General features: G+C 51.6%; 15 protein-coding genes and 1 pseudogene. 3 read left to right on the top strand and 13 right to left on the bottom strand.

What is annotated here, in order from left to right; all coding sequences use genetic code 11:
• Positions 1-4: 4 nt before the first annotated feature.
• The 5 genes from DESAC_RS16935 to DESAC_RS04360 all read right to left on the bottom strand — a co-directional run bounded on the left by DESAC_RS16935 (position 5) and on the right by DESAC_RS04360 (position 5665).
• Complete coding sequence (locus DESAC_RS16935) at positions 5-241, bottom strand: helix-turn-helix domain-containing protein (RefSeq protein ID WP_013705871.1); 237 nt, start codon at positions 239-241, stop codon at positions 5-7.
• A 189-nt stretch (positions 242-430) separates the two neighbouring features.
• Entirely contained in the window at positions 431-1753 is a 1323-nt protein-coding gene (locus DESAC_RS04380; protein ID WP_013705870.1) for an McrC family protein, read from the bottom strand.
• Positions 1750-4017: a DUF8426 domain-containing protein gene (locus DESAC_RS04375; protein ID WP_013705869.1), complete on the bottom strand. Its 2268-nt coding sequence runs from the start codon at positions 4015-4017 to the stop codon at positions 1750-1752. The genes DESAC_RS04380 and DESAC_RS04375 overlap by 4 nt, the downstream gene beginning before the upstream one ends.
• 360 nt (positions 4018-4377) lie before the next feature.
• On the bottom strand, positions 4378-4818 hold the full coding sequence (locus DESAC_RS04365; RefSeq protein WP_013705867.1) for a hypothetical protein: 441 nt from the start codon (positions 4816-4818) through the stop codon (positions 4378-4380).
• 70 nt (positions 4819-4888) lie between these two features.
• On the bottom strand, positions 4889-5665 hold the full coding sequence (locus tag DESAC_RS04360) for an XRE family transcriptional regulator (protein ID WP_013705866.1): 777 nt from the start codon (positions 5663-5665) through the stop codon (positions 4889-4891).
• A gap of 237 nt (positions 5666-5902) precedes the next feature.
• Between DESAC_RS04360 and DESAC_RS04355 the strand changes: the two are divergent.
• Positions 5903-6697: pseudogene (locus DESAC_RS04355) on the top strand (IS1634 family transposase); the annotation flags it as partial.
• 125 nt (positions 6698-6822) lie between these two features.
• Here DESAC_RS04355 and DESAC_RS04350 read toward each other — a convergent pair.
• The 7 genes from DESAC_RS04350 to DESAC_RS04320 all read right to left on the bottom strand — a co-directional run bounded on the left by DESAC_RS04350 (position 6823) and on the right by DESAC_RS04320 (position 14087).
• Complete coding sequence (locus DESAC_RS04350; RefSeq protein ID WP_013705864.1) at positions 6823-8238, bottom strand: hypothetical protein; 1416 nt, start codon at positions 8236-8238, stop codon at positions 6823-6825.
• Positions 8239-8306: 68 nt separating this feature from the next.
• Positions 8307-9293, bottom strand: coding sequence for an MlaD family protein (locus DESAC_RS04345; protein ID WP_013705863.1), 987 nt, complete (start codon positions 9291-9293; stop codon positions 8307-8309).
• 145 nt (positions 9294-9438) lie between these two features.
• Positions 9439-10197, bottom strand: coding sequence for an ABC transporter ATP-binding protein (locus DESAC_RS04340; protein ID WP_013705862.1), 759 nt, complete (start codon positions 10195-10197; stop codon positions 9439-9441).
• Entirely contained in the window at positions 10194-10961 is a 768-nt protein-coding gene (locus tag DESAC_RS04335; RefSeq protein WP_013705861.1) for an ABC transporter ATP-binding protein, read from the bottom strand. The genes DESAC_RS04340 and DESAC_RS04335 overlap by 4 nt, the downstream gene beginning before the upstream one ends.
• Positions 10931-11941, bottom strand: a complete 1011-nt coding sequence (locus DESAC_RS04330; protein ID WP_041283800.1) for a branched-chain amino acid ABC transporter permease — start codon at positions 11939-11941, stop codon at positions 10931-10933. Before DESAC_RS04330 ends, DESAC_RS04335 begins: the two co-directional genes overlap by 31 nt.
• A 38-nt stretch (positions 11942-11979) precedes the next feature.
• The gene (locus DESAC_RS04325) at positions 11980-12849 is read right to left on the bottom strand and encodes a branched-chain amino acid ABC transporter permease (RefSeq protein ID WP_013705859.1); all 870 of its coding nucleotides are present in this window, start codon (positions 12847-12849) and stop codon (positions 11980-11982) included.
• 20 nt (positions 12850-12869) lie between these two features.
• A complete protein-coding gene (locus DESAC_RS04320) occupies positions 12870-14087 on the bottom strand; it encodes an ABC transporter substrate-binding protein (protein WP_013705858.1) in 1218 nt (405 codons plus the stop codon).
• A gap of 272 nt (positions 14088-14359) precedes the next feature.
• Here DESAC_RS04320 and murA point away from each other — a divergent pair, with 272 nt between their 5' ends.
• The gene (gene murA, locus DESAC_RS04315) at positions 14360-15613 is read left to right on the top strand and encodes a UDP-N-acetylglucosamine 1-carboxyvinyltransferase (protein ID WP_013705857.1); all 1254 of its coding nucleotides are present in this window, start codon (positions 14360-14362) and stop codon (positions 15611-15613) included.
• Positions 15614-15802: 189 nt separating this feature from the next.
• On the opposite strand, the gene yrfG is transcribed toward murA, so the two are convergent.
• A complete protein-coding gene (yrfG, locus tag DESAC_RS04310; RefSeq protein WP_013705856.1) occupies positions 15803-16477 on the bottom strand; it encodes a GMP/IMP nucleotidase in 675 nt (224 codons plus the stop codon).
• Between the two features lie 276 nt (positions 16478-16753).
• Between yrfG and DESAC_RS04305 the strand changes: the two genes are divergently transcribed.
• Positions 16754-20158 (top strand): PAS domain-containing sensor histidine kinase, encoded by a 3405-nt coding sequence (locus tag DESAC_RS04305; RefSeq protein ID WP_013705855.1) that lies wholly within the window; start codon positions 16754-16756, stop codon positions 20156-20158.
• Positions 20159-20165: the final 7 nt, after the last annotated feature.

Below are 20165 nucleotides of genomic sequence, written 5' to 3'. Positions count from 1 at the left end.
TGCTCTATCCTATTGAGGGAGCTTCTCTGAGGAACAATAGTTTCTTCCATGCCGGATGCTTACGTTCCTTGAGCCAGTCGTGGATCTCTCCAGGATCAAACCGGACCAGCCCCCCGAGTTTGACAAAAGGTATGTCGCCTCGCCTGACCCAAGAGTAAATGGTGGGCTTGGGAACACCCAGGTGATCCGATAACTCTGCTGGTCTCAGTAACTTTGGAAGAGTGACATTGCTATTCTCCATATTTAGTCCATCCTTTTCCAGAAATCTTTTTCCCAAGAATTTGGGTGCAGGACAATCCCTGAGAGGGATAATTCCTCTTTATCTGGGAAGGATGATACCCCTATGCGGCATAATAGTCAAGCTTAAATTACCGTATCAGTGTATTTTTTGAAAGTTTCTATGGGGAAAGATTAGAGATTCAGATATCTGCTAATTAAGATGAGAATCAGGGCCAAAAACAAGGTTATTGGCAAAAACTTGCCTTTGCCTTAAAAGAGAGATTCCTTGTGACTGAAAGAGCAAACTTTCCAATTTAAGCAAGTTCACTGGGCGCAGAATTACCTGGGCGCGATTCTGTCCTTTTATTGGGTCCAGTATTTTGATCCTGGCTTCCTTAGCGGCACTGTCTTCGGTGGGGTATAGGATGACGGCGCTTTTTACTCCGTTAAACCGGCTCAAAGCATAGATTGTTAACTGGTAAAGCATTTCCCGAGGCAGCGGCTTTTCCCATAAGTCCCGATATTTCGCATCTATAATAGCCACAAGCTGGTGGCGGTTGAAAATGAGATAGTCTGGCCTCAAGTCGGGGGGCCTGCGCCGGAGGGGATTGAATAAGGGGTCATACGCCATCATACCCTTGAGGCGGTATTCATCCACGACAGTCAGGCCATTAAGATTATCCCGTAAAAACTTGGACATTAGTTCCTGAAAGAAACGGTTCATATCAAACAAGAAGCCGGGTGCTTGCGTAGACGATGATGAGCCGTCCAAGGTTATCCCCAATCCATCCAAAAGAAGTTCGATGATCCCCCTGGCGGGTCGGTAAGCCTTAGTCATCCGGTCATCCATTCGTCGCACCAGTCGGACTGTTTCCCTGTCCAACTTAATTGGAATGATAGAGTCCTGCATGAAACTCACCAGACGTCGTAGCAAGGTTCTAAGAATACGATCTTCAGTGAGTTGAACACTGAGAAGCAGCCCCGACAGGATAAACCGATTCAAAAGTGTATTTTCCAATCTGGGATGGTGACGACAAGGTAGACGTGCCTGGCTCAATCCTCCTTGGCGCATGAGGGACTGGAAATCAATCTTTCCTCGAGGACTTTGTAAGTCGGTATGCACGGCCTCATAGCGACGGTGAAGACCACGGGAGAACAATTCCGCGACTTCGGCTGCAAGTTGATGAATCAGTAGGTCTTGGAAGGTTCGAGGGGCATAGCCGTGGGCCAATGGTAAGAACAGAGTGAGCCTTCGGAAATTATAGGCGTAACGAAGCAGGGTTAAAAGTGGCTTGACTGCCAGCTTTGGTAAGATGTTTAGGCTTATCTGGCCGAGTTTAAGGCTGCCAACGTAGGAAGTGGCACGAATAGAAAGTCCGTGCCGCAATTCCAAAATTTCTAGCTTGCCGGACTGTGTAAGCTCTGCAGCAATTCTTTTTGTAGTCGGCTCCTCAAACCCTATACCGGCTAAGGGGCTTCCGGGAATGGGCTCCAGAGTCTGCCATTCCTGGATAGAAACCGACAGCTCACTCACTCCGGGGTGCCCTCAACGGAATCATCCTCATCTCTGTCCCCGGTCTCCGTATCGCTCGGGGTCTCGGCAGCAGTAGCTTCCATGGATGTGACCACCTCTGGGCTTAGGAGTGCCTGAATAAGTTCATCCCTTCGGGTAGGTTCGAATAGTTCATGCCGGATGCGCTGTTGTTGCTCATCAACCAGTCCCGCACCCAGAATTTTGGCTAAAGTGGAGAAGTCCTCGTAACAGTATTCTTCTATTAGAGGAATTATGTCATCTTGCAAGATGCGGGTAAAGAGAGTGAAACTCGACACCGCTCGGCCTTGGTCCAAAAGATAGGAATGGCCGATTTGGAGATTACGTGCGTCCCGGCCTATATGCTCGCAAAGGCGCTGATTTAAGGCATTGAGCCAGGGTCCCAAAGGAATGTCCGCGACCAATGCCCCTTCCAAAACAGAGCTGTCGGGCATGAGTTCCACAAAGCCAAACCGCCGCCGTAGTGCCTTGTCCAGGAGAGCAATGGAGCGGTCAGCAGTGTTCATGGTGCCGATCACGAAAACATTATTCGGTACAGTAAAAGGCTGTCTCGAAAGTGGAAGAAAGATGGTTTTACCTCGTTTATCTTTTTCAAGAACAGTCAGGAGTTCCCCAAAAATTCGCGGAATATCGCCTCGGTTGATTTCATCGATGATTAAGTAAAACTTGCGATCCGATTGGTTACGAGCATCTTCACACAATTTCTTGAAAATGCCATCTTGGAGTTCAAAAGCTAAAGAACCATTTATCGCCTGAGGGCGATAGCCCTCCCAAAAGTCTTCATACCCATAAGCGGGATGAAAAGTACACATCCGGACAATGTCGTCATGGATCGATTTTCGCTGCCCATCGGTGAGTTGATCATAAGTGGCTCCAAAGCTAGCAAAAGACGCTAAGGTTAAGGTAGTTTTCACTGCCCAGTAGGTCTTGCCTGTGCCTGGGGGTCCGTAGAGGATTACCTGACCCTTCCGTTCGAGTATATCTTGGATGCGTCCGGGTATGCCTGCAAGAATTAATGGCGAAGGACGAGGGTAAGGCCTTGGAGGGGGAACCAACGGTCCAAGAAACCTGCTTTCAATTTCAATTAGATTTTCAGATTTTTTTAACTCATATACTGTGGTCCTGAGTCCCTCCTGAACGGGAGATGAATACTCACCATGCCAAAGCCATTCTACTGGGTGTCGATGGGGGGCATCCGTTTGGGATTCAAAAACGTAAGGCCCGGTGATCCGGCCCAAGCCCAAAACGCGCATTCCATCAGATGCTACCACTATGTCCCCTTCGCCAAGGCCTGCGACGAAATTGAAAATCTGCTGGGCATCACGTCCTTGAGCACGAGGGTCTCTGCCGGGGTAATGTGTGTTCAAAAGGGTACGTATCTTTTCTTTGGATGCTTGGTTGTACTCGATATCAGCAAGGGCGCCTATCTCCAACCACCCCACTGCAACACAGCTTTGGTCCTGCATTAGCTCCCAGATGCTCCCCTGGGGGTCGAGCCGTGTACCTATGCGCCAATAACGATAGGGGCGTCCGTTCCTGGCATTGAGAACCGAGGTTAAATGATTTATGGGAAAATTAAGTTCGCGAGCTATACGCTCGTATTGCCCTGCACAGGTGTATCTTCCCATGTCGGCTGCCGGCTTTTGTAGCAGTTTGATCAGGTGGAAGCGTTGATAGCTTGGCACATGGAAATCATCAAGTTTCTCGGGGAAGAGCAAACTAAAATATTTGTGCCCCCAGGCGGTGTCGTTCACTGGGTGAGCCAGGCGGTTCATATCATCCTGCAAGGTCGCATATTCAGCGTCAGTGGCGAATGCAGGGAGTTTCTCCAAAAGTCCCACACCCGCAAGTAGCTGGTCTCGATGTTTCCTGGCGATGGTGATTGCCTCGTCTAAAGAAAGCTCCCGTTGGCTGCGGGGGCTGCCAGTCGTCCATGCCCCGGTTTCCCTGCGCCTGTAGATACCGAATTTAAGAGCGCTACCCCCAGCGATGCTTCCAAAATGAGCCGTGAATTCCTCATCATTTTTGAATTCTAACCAGTAAACCAGGCTATCACGATTGCTGTGGTCATGAAGCTTTTCCAAGAGTTCCTCGCCTTCCCACCGGGAGATAACCTCAGGACCGAACTTTTGGCGAAATACCGCATAATACTCATCCAACTGAGACTTTGAAAGTAATTCCCCTGCGGCGTCCAGTTTTTGATGGACCTCTCTTAGCTCGCGAGCCAATCTCTCTGACAATATCATGTTGTTTACCGTTAGCTTTCTTAAAATCGCTGTAAATTCAATTCATTCATAGTAAGTGAGAACAATTTGCCTATTCATATTTATATTTCGATTTAAAATTTTCAAAATTAATTATCATCTTTTGATAAGTTGGCTCAGTAGAAGTAATGAGAATAGGAAATTTGTCATTAAGAATTTTTCTATAAATTGCAATTATCTTTAAACAACAATCTAAAAACCAGATTAAGTTATTGCGAAAATTAGTCTCTTTATGGTCAAAGAAGTGAACTTTTATCTCCTTATTCTCTTCATTTTTAATATCTTCAGGAAATACTATAGACCCAGAGAAATAATTAATATTTGGATGAGCACAATAGTTATTTAACAAATCCATGTTTTTTTAATTTCATCTCTATATGGGATATCTAAGGGATATTTAGCTCTACGAAATTTATCTGAAAAATCTTTCCAATTATCATTCTTTAACGCCCATACTGTCGCAAGTGATGTGTCTTTGAAAATTCTATAAGCAAATATGGCACTTTCTAGGCCAACGCGAAAGAGTAACATGCCATCATAAGACATTCTTCTGAGAAATAAAAAGAATGCATTCCTCATTTGCCTATGGCTAATAATAAGAAAAATCCCAATAAGGTAAAAAGCATCTTTGCTCGTCAAATCTGGTAATGCATTTAAATGTTTCTGGAGGTCATGTGTTTGCTTGTCAATATCGTCAAACAAAGAAACTGCCTCAGGAACATTTAGAAGAGTAATATTGAAATTATAATCGGATGTCGAAATATAATGGAAATAATCAGACATATATTTTAGTCTCTATAATTTGAAGTCTATTTTTTTATTCCTCTATCGTCTGAAAACATTAGAGGCAAAGTTAGACCAAACCGTTCTTCTTCATATTACTCCCTGCACGTCCCTCATATAACGGCTCCCGCACCCAGCTAGTCCAGGACCAGATCACCCGACCGATGATAATGGTCGGAATTCTTGCTTTTTCAATAGCGATGGGGTCGTACTCGGGGTTATCCGACACCAGCACCCAGAGATCTTTAGTCTGCTGTACCCGCTTCAGGGCGCATCCTCCCTCGCTGTCCAAGCGTACGGCAAAAATGGCCTTTGGTGTTATCTGGATCTCCGTGGGATCGATGATGACGATGGAGCCCCGGTGGATGGTGGGTTCCATTGATTCGGAGTCGTGACGCAAACGCACGGCCCGCAGGTTGTGGTGTTGGCGGGCCCCGATCTCAGGTTTATAGACCCACACCAGATCTTCCACATAATCCCCGGGAATGGCGCCGGCATACCCCGCAGCAATGCGCCCCTCGACCATAGGGACGGCCAGGTAATATTCCGGCCGTAAGCCCTCCGGAACCTCGGGCTCGGTCCCAGCCAGAGAGATGATGGGCTGGACCGGCCGGAAAGCCGGGGGTTCTTCCCCGGTCAGCAACCAGTCGATGGATTTACCGAAAATCTCCTGGATCACCATGAGGCTGTCCACCGAGGGACGGGACTCTCCCGATTTCCAACGGCTAATGGCCCGTTGCACTCCCACCATGTCATTGAAGACTTTCTGGTCCTTGATGCCCTTCTCTGCCATCAGCTTTTTAACCTGCCGCAGAAAGATCTCTTTGGAAAACATCTTCTTAGCCATAATTTCCACTCTCGGCAATTTTATCGCTTGACAATAGCCACATGCGTTTAATATCATTTCTCTGGAATTAATTACCACCGGAGATTATCAGTAAAACACAAAATTCCAGGTTGCCCCTGAACAAATTCAATCGGTTAGATACGAAAAATCACCACCCTGTAGTGTCGGCATATAATATTATATATATATAATATCTTTATATATTGACAATCTAAGCTACCATGCTATAGTGGCGTCATGTACTTGCGGACGACCACTCGAAAACGGGGCGATAAGATTTATCAGTCCCTCCACATCGTCGAATCTTACCGGACTAAAGAGGGCAAAGTTCGGCAGCGGATTCTGGTTAACTTCGGCTCGGCTTCGCAATACTCCTCTGAACAAATCCAAGAAATTATCGCAGGATTGAAAATATTCTTTAAACTCGAAGAAGCAAAGCCGCAAGAGAGCATCCCTCCTACGGGTAGCCTGGATTTCGGCTCCATTTATACCATCTTCCGCCTCTGGGAGGAGATGGACTGGACCCAGGTTTTCAAAAAATTCCTCCAGGGTAGGCAGTTCGAGTTCGATGTCATTGCCAACCTCAAAGTTATGGTAGCCAAGCGTCTCTTAGATCCCATGGCCAAACTCCACCTCTTGGATTGGCTCGAGGGGGTGCACCTTCCCGGTATCGACCGGGAGCAGGTTGATTATAATCACTTGTTACGCTCTTTGGACTTTCTCATTGAACACAAAGCAGAATTGGAGCCCAAACTGGCCTGGCCGATCCTGACCCTCTTCGACGCACCCCTGGACTTGGTTTTTTACGACCTGACCTCGTGCTATTGTGAGATTGAGCGAGCGGATAAGGTCCGAAATCCCTCCTCCCAATCAGATAAACCGACGTTGCAAAATTACGGCTATGATCGGGACCATTCCGGTTGCCCTCAGGTAGTGCTGGGACTGGTCATGACCAAAGATGGTATTCCTCTCTGTCATCAGGTGTTTCCTGGAGAAACCACGGATAAAGCGACCTTCCAGAAAGTTATTCTCGTTGGGCAATGATAGTGCTTGCCACACTTGCCGCCGCCTGTAAAGCCTCATCTCGCAAGTGAGCATAGCGCCGAGTCATGGCCGGTGTTGTATGGGTAACTAGTTTTTGTGGACTGATCACTGCTTTACCAATGCAACCCCCAAGGGAGGTATAAGAGCTTCAGCCGCCGCATCGTCCCCTCCCGCTCCAGGGTCAACAGTCCCGACAACAGCCGGAAGACGCCGCCGGTGGCCGTGGTCTGCCGGGAGGCGAGGAAACTCAGTTCCCAGAGCCGGTATTCCGGGGTTTCCTCCCACCGATAGATGCCCCACAAGAGTCTGCCCTGACGGTACTCATTCTGCCGGTCCTGAGTCCAGAGATACAGCCAGGGACCGAAGAGGCGGTCCCATCCCTCCGATTGCATCGGTAGGATAACGGGTGCATGGAAATGCCGAAAGTCCGAACGTTCACTATCATAGAATAGCGGCCACAACCGGTGTTTTTCTGACCAATTCCCCTGGCCGTCTATTTCGGCCAGATAGGTGCTAAAAATCAGATAGCGGTGGATTCTCTCCCATCTCTGGCCGTCATCCTCAGTGATGCGGTCATAGAGCAGCCAGAAAAGTTTCATCTGATCTCTGGAGCGCTCGATCTTACGGTAATAAAAAGGAAAGTAATTGCGCAGATAAAAATTGTCCCCATCGCCCTGTTGGTATAAGGGCCAGGGGGCATCCCACTGTTCAAAATTACCTTTGTCCTGATGGTAATGGGTAAAAAAGGGAAAGAGAATACTTTTGCGATAACCCATCGGCGAGGTGTCCCAGACGTAGAAAGGCAAGGCCATGTTCACCGTGCGCGGGTTTTCGGTATCTAACTGCAGGCGCTGGTAATGAATCAGGGGCCACAGGGCATAGTACTTTTCATAAACGCCGGGTTTGATGATCTTTCCGCCCAGGGGCCAGAAGGTGCAGGCCTGCTCGCCACCGGTGGAATAAGAAAACAGCGGCCAGAGAAAACGGTAGTGACGAGCCTCGCCTTCGGTAGAGGTAGAATACAACGGCCAGAGGAAGAAGGCCCCGGAGTCCCGGTGGAAGCGCTCTTTATAAGTGCCAAAGAGCGGAAAGATACCGCCGTAAGCCTCGCCGCCGGAGGTGCGGCCGCCGTAAAAGGGAAAAAATTGCCAGGTGGAGGCGCCTTCGGGCAGCTCCTCGGTCCAGGCGCTGAAGGGGATGATACTGAATCGGGAATCGCCGCCGCTGGTCTTATAGTGCCCGAGGGGGTACAAAAATTCCGTTTCAGTGCCGCCGTCGCCGTTGCGCCAGATATAAAACAAGGGGGCCACAGTAGTAAGAGTGCTGCCGCCGTCCCGCTGGCGCGAATAGATCGGTCCCAACAGCTCCATGCGGCTGCGGCCCACAGCCGGCTCCTCGCTGTAGAAGAGCAGCGGCGACAGGTTTAAACGCCGCCCGCCCTGGGGGGTACCGGTGCAGCCAGCCAGGAGCACTCCGACAACGGCGGCCAAGAGGATAATCTTCTGTCCGTAGCGGGAAAAGAGCGACATGTTAAGGCCGCGGTCGGATCGGGATCCCGAAAACCTGCATATTATCGGTCAGCTTTAGAGATCAGGCGCTAGCGCAGGACGGTGGAGCCGACCACGCCCATCATGGTCACGGGCGACTGCTCCTTAATGCCCTCCATGGCCTGGTTGACGTTTTTCACCGCTTTCTTGGCATCATCATAGAGCGACTTATCGTTTACCAGTTTACCGAGAGTACCTTCGGCGGCATCGATCTTGTGAGCCACCCGGTTTAGCCGGGTGATGGCCTGGTTGGCCTGCTCATACAGGCCTTTATCATTCACCAGCTTGGCGATGGTGCCGTCTCCCCTGGCAAGCTTATCCGAAAAGGCCGTGAGATTTTTCGCCGCTGACTGCACCTCCCGGACGACGCCCTGCACCTCACGATAGAGCCCGTCGTCTTTCAGGAGTTTGCCCAGCGTACCTTCGCCCCGTTCCAGTCCCCGGGCTACCTGGCTGAGAGATTTACTGGCCTGGTTAAAGTTCTCCAGAATCTCTTTCAGGGAAGTCTCACCCTCGGTGGTGCCGATGACCCGTTGCAAGGTCTGGCTGACGGCCCGGACATCATTCAGGATTGGACGAAAATCATCCAAGAGAGCAGGGACTTTGCTCAACAGTTGATCAAATTCCACCGCCGACTCAGTCCGGCTGATCACTCCACCGGCCGGTAGGGCTGGATTGTCAGGAGAGCCCAATTCCAGCTCGATGTATTTCTCCCCTAGCATCCCTTTAGTGCGGATGCGGGCTTGGGCGTCTTGACGCAGGTCCAGCCCCGGTCTGAGCAGTAAATCCACCAGAGCCCGGCCGTCGCTCAGGTGGATGGCTTTGATCCGCCCGACCTCAACTCCGGCGATCTCTACCCGGCCGTTTTCGGCCAGACCGGAGACAGAGGTAAAACGGGCCTGGAGAGGAAACTGCTCCCCCCAGGTGACAAAGCTGAATTTTCCGACTCGCAGACTCATATACCCGAGCAGGAGCAATGCAGCCAATACAAAAACACCAACTTTGGCTTCAACCCCCCAGCTTTTGGCGCGGTTCATCAGTTGTCTCTCCTTTTGCCAGACGCCGGCGACTAGTGATAAACAGAAACCGATAGTTAAGCTATCCGCAGCAGATACGTGCTTTTCCTGCTTTTATGCCTCACTGTAGTTCTTGATCTTTGCTCCAAGAGGAAACGCTGCACGCTTAGGTCAAAACGTCCGCCGGATCACAGGTGGCTTCGATGCCAAAGAGGGTCCGCCGCAAGTGATGATTCTGCAACAGTTCGGCACCCGAACCGGTCAGCGTGATCTCCCCTTCTTCAATGAGAAAGGCCAGGTCAGCAACATTGAGTATACGGCGGACATGCTGCCCCGAAATAAACAGGGTCATGCCCTGCCGCCGCAGGACGCGGAAGGCATCGCAGAATATTTTAACATATTTGGGAGAAAGACCCAAGAAAGGATCATCCAAAAGCAGCAGCCGAGCCCCGGCCATGAGACCGCGGGCCAGCACCAGCATCCGCTGCTGGCCGCCGCTCAGGCTGCCAGCAGGTATCCGCAACTTCAGATGGAGTTCCGGGAATAACTCATAAACCAATGCTAAACGTTCGGGAATCAACGTCCGATTGAGATAACCACCGATTTCTAAATTTTCCAAAACGCTCATATCGGGAAATACATTTGTTCCTTCAGGGACGTAGACCACTCCGCGGCGCACTACTTCCCAGACCGGCAATTGGGTCAGGTCTTCTCCGACAAGGTAAATTTTGCCGCTGACCGGGCGCAATAAGCCCCCCACGGCCTTCAATATTGTGGTTTTACCGGCGCCGTTGGGTCCGACCACGGCGACTACCTGTTGCGGCCAGAGACGTAGCGACACATCCTTAATGATGCAGGTGTGGTTATACGAGGTGCAGAGGTGCTCAATCGCCAGCAGCGGTTCGCCCGAAGTTTCCGATTTCAACTCTCAGCCTCCTGAGATTTGAGGAGCCGGCGGGTGCCGAGATAGGCGCCGACTACTTCCGGATGGCGGATGACTACTGGGGGCGGTCCTTCCATGATCTTTTCCCCCCGATCCAGAACCACCAGCCGATCCGAAACCTCCAGGGTAAGATTAAGGAAATGGTCAATAATGATCAGGGTTACGCCCTTTTGTCTCAGTCTGGTCACTAATTTTGCCACCTGGCTGACCATCTTCGGACTCAGGCCGGCAGCTACCTCATCCAGCAATAAGATCTGGGGCTGCGTTGCCAAAGCCCGTGCCACCTCCAGGCGGCGCTGTTCCGACAGGGTCAGTTCTTTCCCGAGTGTATCGGCTTTGTGCGGTAACCCCACCATCTCCAAAAATTTCAAGGCCCGACTCCTGGTTATGCTCCGTCTCCGTCCGGTTTTGCCAAACCAGGCACCGATGGCAACATTTTCCCAAGCGGTCATCTCGGGAAACGGCTTCGGAATTTGAAAGGTTCGGGCGATTCCGGCCCAACAGCGTCGATGAGGCGGCCAGGAGCTGATATTCTGCCCTCGAAACAGGATACTTCCTGCCGCAGGTTTTATCTGACCGGCAATAGCACTCATCAGAGTCGTTTTGCCTGCCCCGTTGGGGCCGACAATGCCGATAATCTCCTGCTGCTTTACTTTGAGATCGATGTCACACAGCACCCGCCGACCTCCCCGGATAATTTCCAGGTGCCGCAATTCTAGGAGTTCTTGGGAAGCCTGCTGAACCATGAAGCCAACCCGCGCGGGAAAAAGAAGATTGTCAAGATAATAACCAGCCCATAAATCGCTGCATGCCCTTGAGGTAACCAAGGCTGCAAAACCAACTGGTCCAACGGATAAAGCGTCAACGCCCCTATAATCGGGCCTAGAACTGCATAGCGTCCGCCAAATAAACTGAGCACCAACGGAAAGGCGGCCAACTGCAGGTTGAAAACCATGGCCGGTTCAATCAATCCTACCAGATGGGCATACACCCCGCCGCAGACGCCGGTGATATAAGAACTCAGGCATAGGGTCAGGCATCGATACCCAAAGACATTGACCCCTAAGACTTCCGCCGCCTCTTCATCCCCCCGGATGGCCCGCAGACCCCAGCCCCATTTTGACCGCATCGCCCGCCAGTGGAGAAGTCCGACCGCCGCCATGAGAAAAAAGAGAAAACAATATTGGGATTGCAGGTTGTCGCCCACCGGGATCACCAGAGAACCGATACTAAGGCTGGGAAGGCGACTGATGCCGACAATGCCTAAGGAACCCGAGGTCAGGGTTTCCCAGTTATCGATAACCACCCGCGGGATTTCCATTGCCGCCAGAGAGGCCAGGGCAAAATAGGCCCCGCGCAGTCTCTGAAAGGCTAAACTCCAAAGGCAGCCATACACCATGCCCAATGCCCCACCGGCCATGATTGCCGGATATGTCGGCCAATGTCCCCAGTTTTCCAGCAGCACCGCCCCATAAGCGCCCAAACCGAAAAAAGCGGCGTGCCCCAAGGAAAGGAGACCACTCAAGGCAAAGATATTCCACGCCAGAGCCAGGGTGGCATAAAAACAGGCAAGCCCGAATACGAGCAGGTACAAATCCGCCCCGGGCAGGAATAGCGGCCCGCCAAAGAACAGCATGACCGCCGCTGATATCAGGATCTTAACCACGATATGACGAGACATTACTTTTTGGTCGGCTTTCAGACAGTAGTAGGCATCATAAACCAAGGGCCACATTCATATGAAATTAGTAAGCAGTGGGCAGTTTAACTCGCAGTTTTTTTGGCAAAAAGTCCCTGCGGCCGCAGAAGCAGAATGAGAATCAGGACGGCGGCACTGATCATCTCCCGCCAACTGGCACCTGCCAATAAGGTGGCCAAAGATTCTGCCAGACCCAAAAGCCAACCGCTCAACAAAAGGCTGCGCGTCCGGCCTACCCCGGCTGCGATAGTGATAATGATGGCAATGAGGGTCGCCTCCATGCCGCCGGCGGGATACAAATACATGTTGGTGGCAAACAACGGACCGGCCAAGCCGATCAGCCCGCCGCCCACGGCGAAGGCAATGACCTGCATTTGCCCGACTCTGATCCCGGCCAACGCCGCCCCTTCCCGGTCCTGAATGGTCGCCCGCAGGGCCTTGCCGAGAAAAGTCCGGTGCAGGAAGAGATGTATGACCGCGACAGCCCCCAGTGAACAGAAAAATAGCAGCACCTGATTGGCAGTTATCAGAACGGACCAGCCCGGCAGGTCCAAAATGATCGATTGCTCCAGCATAATTAAGCGGAAGTCAGCGGAAAAGAACGCCAGAAACAGGTTCTGCAGGATAATGGCCAGACCGAACGTGACCACCAGGGAATTCATCTCAAAAGGTTGCGGCAGCCGCCGGAGCAGCCATTGCAGCCCTAATGCTGCGGTCGGCAACAACAGCATGCACAGCGGCAAAGTCCAGTAAAAAGGCACAGCAAGAAATTTCCACAGGGCGTAGGCCAGGTAGCCGCTCAGCAGGATCAGTTCTCCGTGGGCCAGATTAAAGGCATGGGTAACCCCAAAGATCAGGGAGAAACCCATAGCCAATAGAACGTAAAAAGAGCCCAAAGAAATGCCGGAAATCACAGCCTGTTGCCAGACGCTCATGGTTGTCTATCTTCTCTGCTTTACTTATAACGTATACTGCCAGCAGTGGCCCGTCCGGTTGGATAGACCACCTGGAGCTGCCCTTTTTGAACCTGCACAATTACCTGGTTGTAGTCCAAGGGATCGCCCTGATTATCGAAGCGTAGGCGCTCCATGGGCAGGAGGAGATCTAAATTCCGTAAGGCCCGGCTGATGGCAGCGCCGTTCAGACCTTCCGGTTTAAGAACGGCCTGCTCAACAGCCGCCAAGAGCGCCCGGGCGGCGGTATAACCGTGCATGGTAGTAGTATTAGGCATCTGTCCGAATCGCTGGCTGAACCCTCGCACAAAATCCTGAGAAACTTTTTCGGTCCCCGGTTGGGTAATGCCTGGGTTCCAGGCGCACATACCCATAAGACCCTCGCCGCTCCGGCCCATTTCTCGAATAAATTTCTCGTAAGCCACTCCCCAGGGGGCAATGAAGGCCTGAATGGAAGTCTGCTGTTCGCCCAGCTGACGGACTAACAATAAATTATCCTGGAAGAAACCGCCCGAAATTACTACTTCGGCCTTTTGCTGCTTCACCTTTAACAGAAAAACGGAGAAATCCGGTGCCCCAGGGCGAAATTTTTCGCAAACCACGGTTTGGATACCATATTTGCCGAGACTTTCTTTGACTCCTTGAGCAAACTCGGTGGATCCGGGGGTTGCCATATAGAGGATGGCCACTCTTTTCGGCTTCAGCTCTTCGCCTAAGAACCGACATAAGGGCTGAATGACGCCACTGATGCAGGAGACGCGAAAGAAAAAGGGATTGGGTTTGGCAGTTAAGGACTTCTGCAGACTGGCGGCGGCTACGTAAGGCACACTGCAACGGGCTGCCAGAGAACTGATGGGGCTCACCAGCGAGTCTACATAACCGCCCAGCAGGCCCACGACTTTCTCACGGTAGAGCAGGTCTTGGGTCTGATTCAAGGCCACATCGGGGCGGCTCTGATCGTCCCGGCTGAGAAGCTCCACCCGACGACCCTGCACCCCTCCCCTGGCGTTTACCTCCTCCACGGCGTAGGTTATGCCTTGATGAATCTCTAAGCCATGCAGGGCGAAACTTCCGGTCAAGGGATTGATCTCGCCGAGGCGGATCACCTCTGCCCGAACCGGATAGCTCCCGAAACAGCAGGCGCTCAGAATCACGAGCAGACTGAGAAAAATTGTATAGCTTAACGACCCGGTAGCCCTAAACCTCACGTCACGCCTCATATTCCACCTTTCGGCCAGACTCTCCCATCCACCACCCCTGGCGCCTTTCCTCTATCCAAAATACCTTAATCTGTTAATAATAAACTTAAAATTTGCTGATAAGCAACCATTTTACCCTGATAGGGAAATTTTTTGAGAAAATTTTCCCAATCCCCCTTTCTCCCTCGCTATTCTTGCTCCCCATCCGAATATACCAGGCGGTTCTGCTCAAAATTCATCTATCCCTAAGATAATGCTTGAGATTATCTGATTTTTATGATAGGGCTGAAGGCATGGATAAGATTGTTATTGCCGGCGGCGTTCCATTGCGGGGCGAAGTATTGATCAGCGGCGCCAAGAACGCCGCCTTGCCTATCCTGGCCGCCACCTTGCTGGCCCCAGGCCGTCATACTTTGCTAAACGTGCCGAACCTGGCCGATATTCGCACCGCCAAAAAACTGCTGGGCAATTTAGGAGTGCATTTTCAAGACCTTTCTGGGGGTCTGGAAGTTGACGCCAGTGAACTCACCTCCTGGGAGGCTCCCTATGATTTAGTCAAGACCATGCGGGCCGCAGTCCTCGTATTGGGTCCGTTGGTCGCTCGAGTGGGCCGAGCCCGCATCTCCCTCCCTGGCGGTTGCGCCATTGGCGCCCGTCCCATCAACCTGCATCTCAAGGGATTGGAGGAGATGGGTGTCAAGATAACCCTCCAGCATGGCTATGTGGAGGCCACAGTAAAACGCCTGGAGGGTGCCCGGATCATCCTTGATTTTCCCACCGTCACCGGAACGGAAAACCTGCTCATGGCAGCGGTGTTGGCCCGCGGTAAAACGGTCATTAAAAACGCCGCCCAGGAACCCGAAATTGCGGACCTGGCCCAATTCCTTCAGGCCATGGGCGCTGATATCCAAGGGATCGGTTCCGACGTGCTTACTGTTCAGGGCGTTAAATACCTCCGGCCGGCCAGTTATCGCATTATGCCGGACCGTATTGAAGCCGGCACCTACCTGGCTGCAGCCGCCATTACCAGGGGTGAAGTGGTCATCCGCCAGGCCCCGGTGGAACACCTGACTGCCGTTCTGGATAAGTTCGCCGAAGCCGGATTGCGAATAAGCGTTGATCATGACTCTATCAAAGTCTCCTCTGGGGGGCATCTGATCGGCGTGGATGTCAAAACCCTGCCCTACCCCGGGTTTCCCACGGATATGCAGGCCCAGTTCATGACCGTGATGACCTTGGCGCGAGGTGTAAGTGTCATCACTGAAACCATATTTGAGAAACGTTTCATGCATGTCAGCGAGCTCAAACGGTTGGGCGCCGATATCGTCGTTTCCGGCAATCAGGCGGTGGTCCGGGGCGTAAAATCTTTGCAGGGTGCACCAGTTATGGCAACCGACCTGCGGGCCAGCGCCTCGTTAATCCTGGCCGGCCTCGGCGCTAGGGGCCAGACCGAGGTGCATCGGGTTTATCACCTGGACCGGGGCTATGAAAGGATAGAAACAAAACTGTCAGCTCTGGGGGCGAACATCTGGCGGGAAAAAGCTTGAGTAATCTCTGGCCGCTACCTAAATAGTTTTTTCCGCCGCCGGTCTTCTTGAAAGAAGCGGTTATAATAAGCGAAGCAGAAAAATGCTTCGTTCATTATCACTGCCGGAGCCTCCTCAAGGCTCTAGATAATAAAAGAAGCTAGTTTGCATAAACCCCGCTTTCCTCGGGATGATCATCTCCATGCTATATTACTCAGCGCTCTCCAAAGGAGGCATCAACTCGGTGAAATAATGGATCACAGGAAATCGGCGGGAGGTTTCAGGGGCCGCTTGAGAACTTGAGCGGGCCTTAAAAAAGACAAAACGAACCCCGTAATTCCTGGCAGCCTGCAAGACCTCACGGTTGTCGTCTACCAACATGGTACGCCCGGGCTCAAATTGCAGCTTGGCCTCTAATCTTTGCCAAAACCGGCGATCCTCTTTGGGGGCGCCGAGATCAAAGGAAGATAATACGGCGTCGAAGCAACCGAGCAACCCTACCTGATTCATTTTCAGCTCCAGGGTCTTGTAATGGGCATTGGTGACCAGAATCACCCGTTTATGAAGGCGGCGCACATACCGCAGGAAAGGCTCGCTGTCCGGATGCACCTCAATCAGGTGCCGGATGCCCTCCTTCAGGGCCGGGATATCCAGGTCAAGTTCGCGAGACCAGAAATCAATGTCAGTCCAGTTCAGGGTTCCTTCCTGCCGTTGGTAGCGGGCAAATACTTCCTGTCGGGCCGCAGCCAGTTCCAACCCCTGGCGGCAAGCGTATTCCCGGGGAACCAGAGTTTCCCAAAAATAATCGTCGAAATGCTTATCCAACAGGGTGCCATCCATATCCAGCAGCACCCAATCCACTTCCTGCCAGTTAAACACGTGCACGTAGATACCTCATTGGCAAAAACCGGTTTTGACCTTGTTCACTCCAGGCGAAAGTTTAGCAGACTTGGAAACCCTCTGCCACACATTTATCTGATAAAAAAGAGACGGAAAATTAGTTTTGATTATTAGTCTAACAAGCTGATAAAATACTACTCATTATTTATACATTGACAATATTAGGAATATTATCTTAGGTAATATGGCAATCTTGTGAAGTACTTTGACATCTAGTAGAATTGAATTGTATTTTAAACCGGTTATTGCATCCTACGGACTATGAACCAGAGAAGTAAGAAAAATCCCGAACCCAAATCCGAGCTGATATTTCCTTATCAGAATCAGACCTCTTGTCCTTGCGCTTTCCCGCGCGAATTGTATAGTTTACTTTTTGATGTCATTAATGACGCCGTCGTGGTCATTGACGCTGAAAATCTGACATTCGTGGCGGCGAATGAGAAGTTTTCGGAGATGACTGGTTTTGCCAATCACGAAATCTCTAATCTATCTCTAGGACTGCTTTTTACCGGCAAGCCGCCGTACTCCCTCGCTGAAGCCCAGGAATATATCGCCAAAGCTCTGCAGGAAGGTCCGCAACTCTTCGAGTGGTTGGCACAGGACCGACATGGACGCCAGCATTGGGTAGAATTAAATCTGACTTCGGCCACCATCAGCCGGAAAAGATATCTGATTGCCACCGTACGCGATATCTCAGCCCGGAAGGCATTGGAGCAAACGGCCCGACAGAGCGAGAATGCACACAAGGCGCTTTTCCAGGCCCTGCAAGACGTAGCCTTGCTGCTAGATTCGCAAGGCACCATTATCGCCGCCAATGACGCCGCCGCCCAGCGTGCGGGGCGGCCGTTAGCAGAGATCGTGGGTCTGAATGTTTATGCGTTACTCCCTGAGAAGGTGCGCGAGACCAGGAGGGCCAAGGTTGCAGAGGTCTTTCAGACCGGTAGAATCAACCGCTTCGAAGATGAATCACGTGGCCGGATTTTTTATCATACCGTCTACCCCATCTTTAATGACGAGGGCAAGGTTGTTCGGGTGGGCATTTATGTTCTGGACATCACCGATGACCGCCAGACCCGAAAAGAATTGGAAAAGACCCAGGCACGCCTGGAGCACTTGTTGTATCATAGCCCTGCGGCCCTTTATAGCTGCATCTTGCAGGATCGATGTGTATTAACCTACCTCAGCAGGAATATAGTTAACTTAATCGGCTATACCACAGAAGAAGTCTTGTCCGAACCGGATTTTTGGGAACAACACGTCCATCCTGAAGATCGTCCCCTCCTGCTCCTGAAAAACTCTTTCCAACAGGGGGTAGGGCCTCAGGTCATCGAATACCGGTTCCGCCACCGGGATGGAACGTTTCGCTGGTTGCACGATAACTTCAACCTGGTACTAAACCGGCAGGACCAGCCGCTTGAGTATATCGGCTCTCTGATTGATGTGACGACAACCAGGCAGATACAGGAGGAGTTGGAGCTCAGCGAGAAACGCTACCGCGCCATTGTGGAGAGTCAGAGTGAGATCATCTGTCGATTTCGACCCGATACCACCCTGACCTACGTTAATGAGGCCTTTTGTCGCTTCGTTGGCAAGGATTCTAAAGATTTTGTGGGTCGCTCCCTCCCGCCCTTCCTCACTGCCGAAGATCAACCGCGGGTCAAAGACCTGATCAGTTCTCTCACCCCCACAGATTCGGTGAGAGAAATCGAATATCCAATCAACCTGCCCGATGGCCAGACTTACTGGTTATCATGGATAAGCCATGCCTTTTTCGATGATCAGGGGAGGATCATCGAACTTCAGGGGGTTGGGCGGGATATCACCAAGCGCAAAGAAGCCGAAGAGGCCTTGCGACAGAGCGAGCGCCGGTTCCGCATGTATACCGAGGGCTCTTTGGTAGGGGTCTACCTTATCCAGGATAACCGTTTTATTTATGTCAATCCGGTTTTTGCCCGGACCTTCGGCTATACCCCGGTGGAACTCCTGAACGTGATCTCTCCACTCGATTTGGTACATGAGGATGACCGCGACCTGATAAGACAACAGATCGCCAACCGTCTCAAGGGTCAGCCCCCAGAGGCATATGTCATTAAAGGTCTCCACAAAAATGGCTCGCTAGTCTATTGCGAATTATTGGGCCAGTTAGTGGAGCATCAGGGGCGACCGGCAATTTTGGGCAGCCTGGTCAATGTTACCCGGCGACAGCAGGCCGAAGCGACGCTCCGTGAGAGCGAAAAACACCACCGTTTTCTGGTAGAGACCATGAACGATGGTTTAGGGGTGCTGGATGAGCGAGGTGGTATCACCTATGCTAATCCGAAAATCTGTGAACTCTTAAGATATTCTGCTGAAGAACTGGTCGGTCGCAATGTTTTGGAGCTTCTTGATCAGACGAATCAAGACATTTTACGGGCGGAGCTTGCCAAGCGTCGGGCCGGTGATAAATCACCATATGAGATAGAGTGGCAAAGGAAAGACGGTAGTGCATTTTCCTCTATCGTATCCCCCCAACCCATATTTGATTCCCAGGGTGAGTTTAAAGGTAGCGTCGGTATCGTCACCGACATCTCGGCCCGGCGCGAGGCCGAAATTGCTGCCCTGCGCCGGGAAGAATATTTCCGCCTGCTCACCGAGAACATCTCCGATGTGATCGGCCTGCTCACCTCGGAGGGTGTCTGCCGCTATCTGAATCCGAGCGTTACCCGACTGCTTGACTATCCGGTGGCAGAACTTATCGGCAAGAACGCCTTCGAGCTGGTGCATCCGGAAGAACGCCAGCCGCTAAAAAACTTTTTTTCACAAATGTTGCGACAGACGGGCCAGACCTTTACTACCGAAGTACAGCTCCGACGTCGGGATGGCTCCTGGCGGGTTTGGGAAGTCAAAGGAAAAAACCTGCTGCACGAACCGGCGGTGGGCGGCGTTGTCATCAACGCCCAGGATATTACCGAACGGAAACATTTAGAAGCTGCCCTCAGGCAATCGGACAGCAGGTTGCGGATGCTGGCCTCGCAAATCTTCCGCGCCCAGGAAACCGAACGCCGTCGGCTATCCCTCGAACTGCACGATGAATTAGGACAGAGCCTCACAGCCCTTAAACTGCAACTAAAATCTGTTGCCGATAAGCTCCGCAAAGATCAAGCCAGGTTGAAACGGGAGTGCACCAGTATGGCGGCGTACATCAATGAAGTGGTGGAGAATGTTCGGCGCCTGGCCCATGATCTCAGCCCTTCACTCCTGGAAAATGTCGGTTTAGCGGCGGCGCTCCGGCATCTTCTGGACGGATACCGTCGGTTTTATCAGATTACCGAAAATCTTCAGGAACTAGACGGGATCGATGTTTCTCTCTCCTCCCAGGCGCAGATTCATTTATATCGTATCTTTCAGGAACTGTTCACCAATATTGAAAAGCACGCCCAGGCAACGGCTGTGACCGTACACATTGACCGCACGCCAGACAGGTTGACCGTCTCGGTGGCCGATAACGGTCAGGGGTTCGAACTCGGGTCGACCCTGAATCGATCATCTCTGGATGTAGGTTTAGGTCTATCGTCCATTAACGAACGGGTGCATATATTAGGAGGCGCCTTAGACATCTCCAGTGGCTTGGAATTTGGCACTCACGTTGTTTTTACAGTGCCTCTACAACAAAAAACTCTCTCATGAAAGGATT

The sequence above is a fragment of the Desulfobacca acetoxidans DSM 11109 genome (assembly GCF_000195295.1).
Classification (GTDB): Bacteria; Desulfobacterota; Desulfobaccia; order Desulfobaccales; family Desulfobaccaceae; genus Desulfobacca; species Desulfobacca acetoxidans.
The sequence above is the reverse complement of the archived record's forward strand: the minus strand, read 5'-3'. Positions and strand labels throughout refer to the sequence as shown.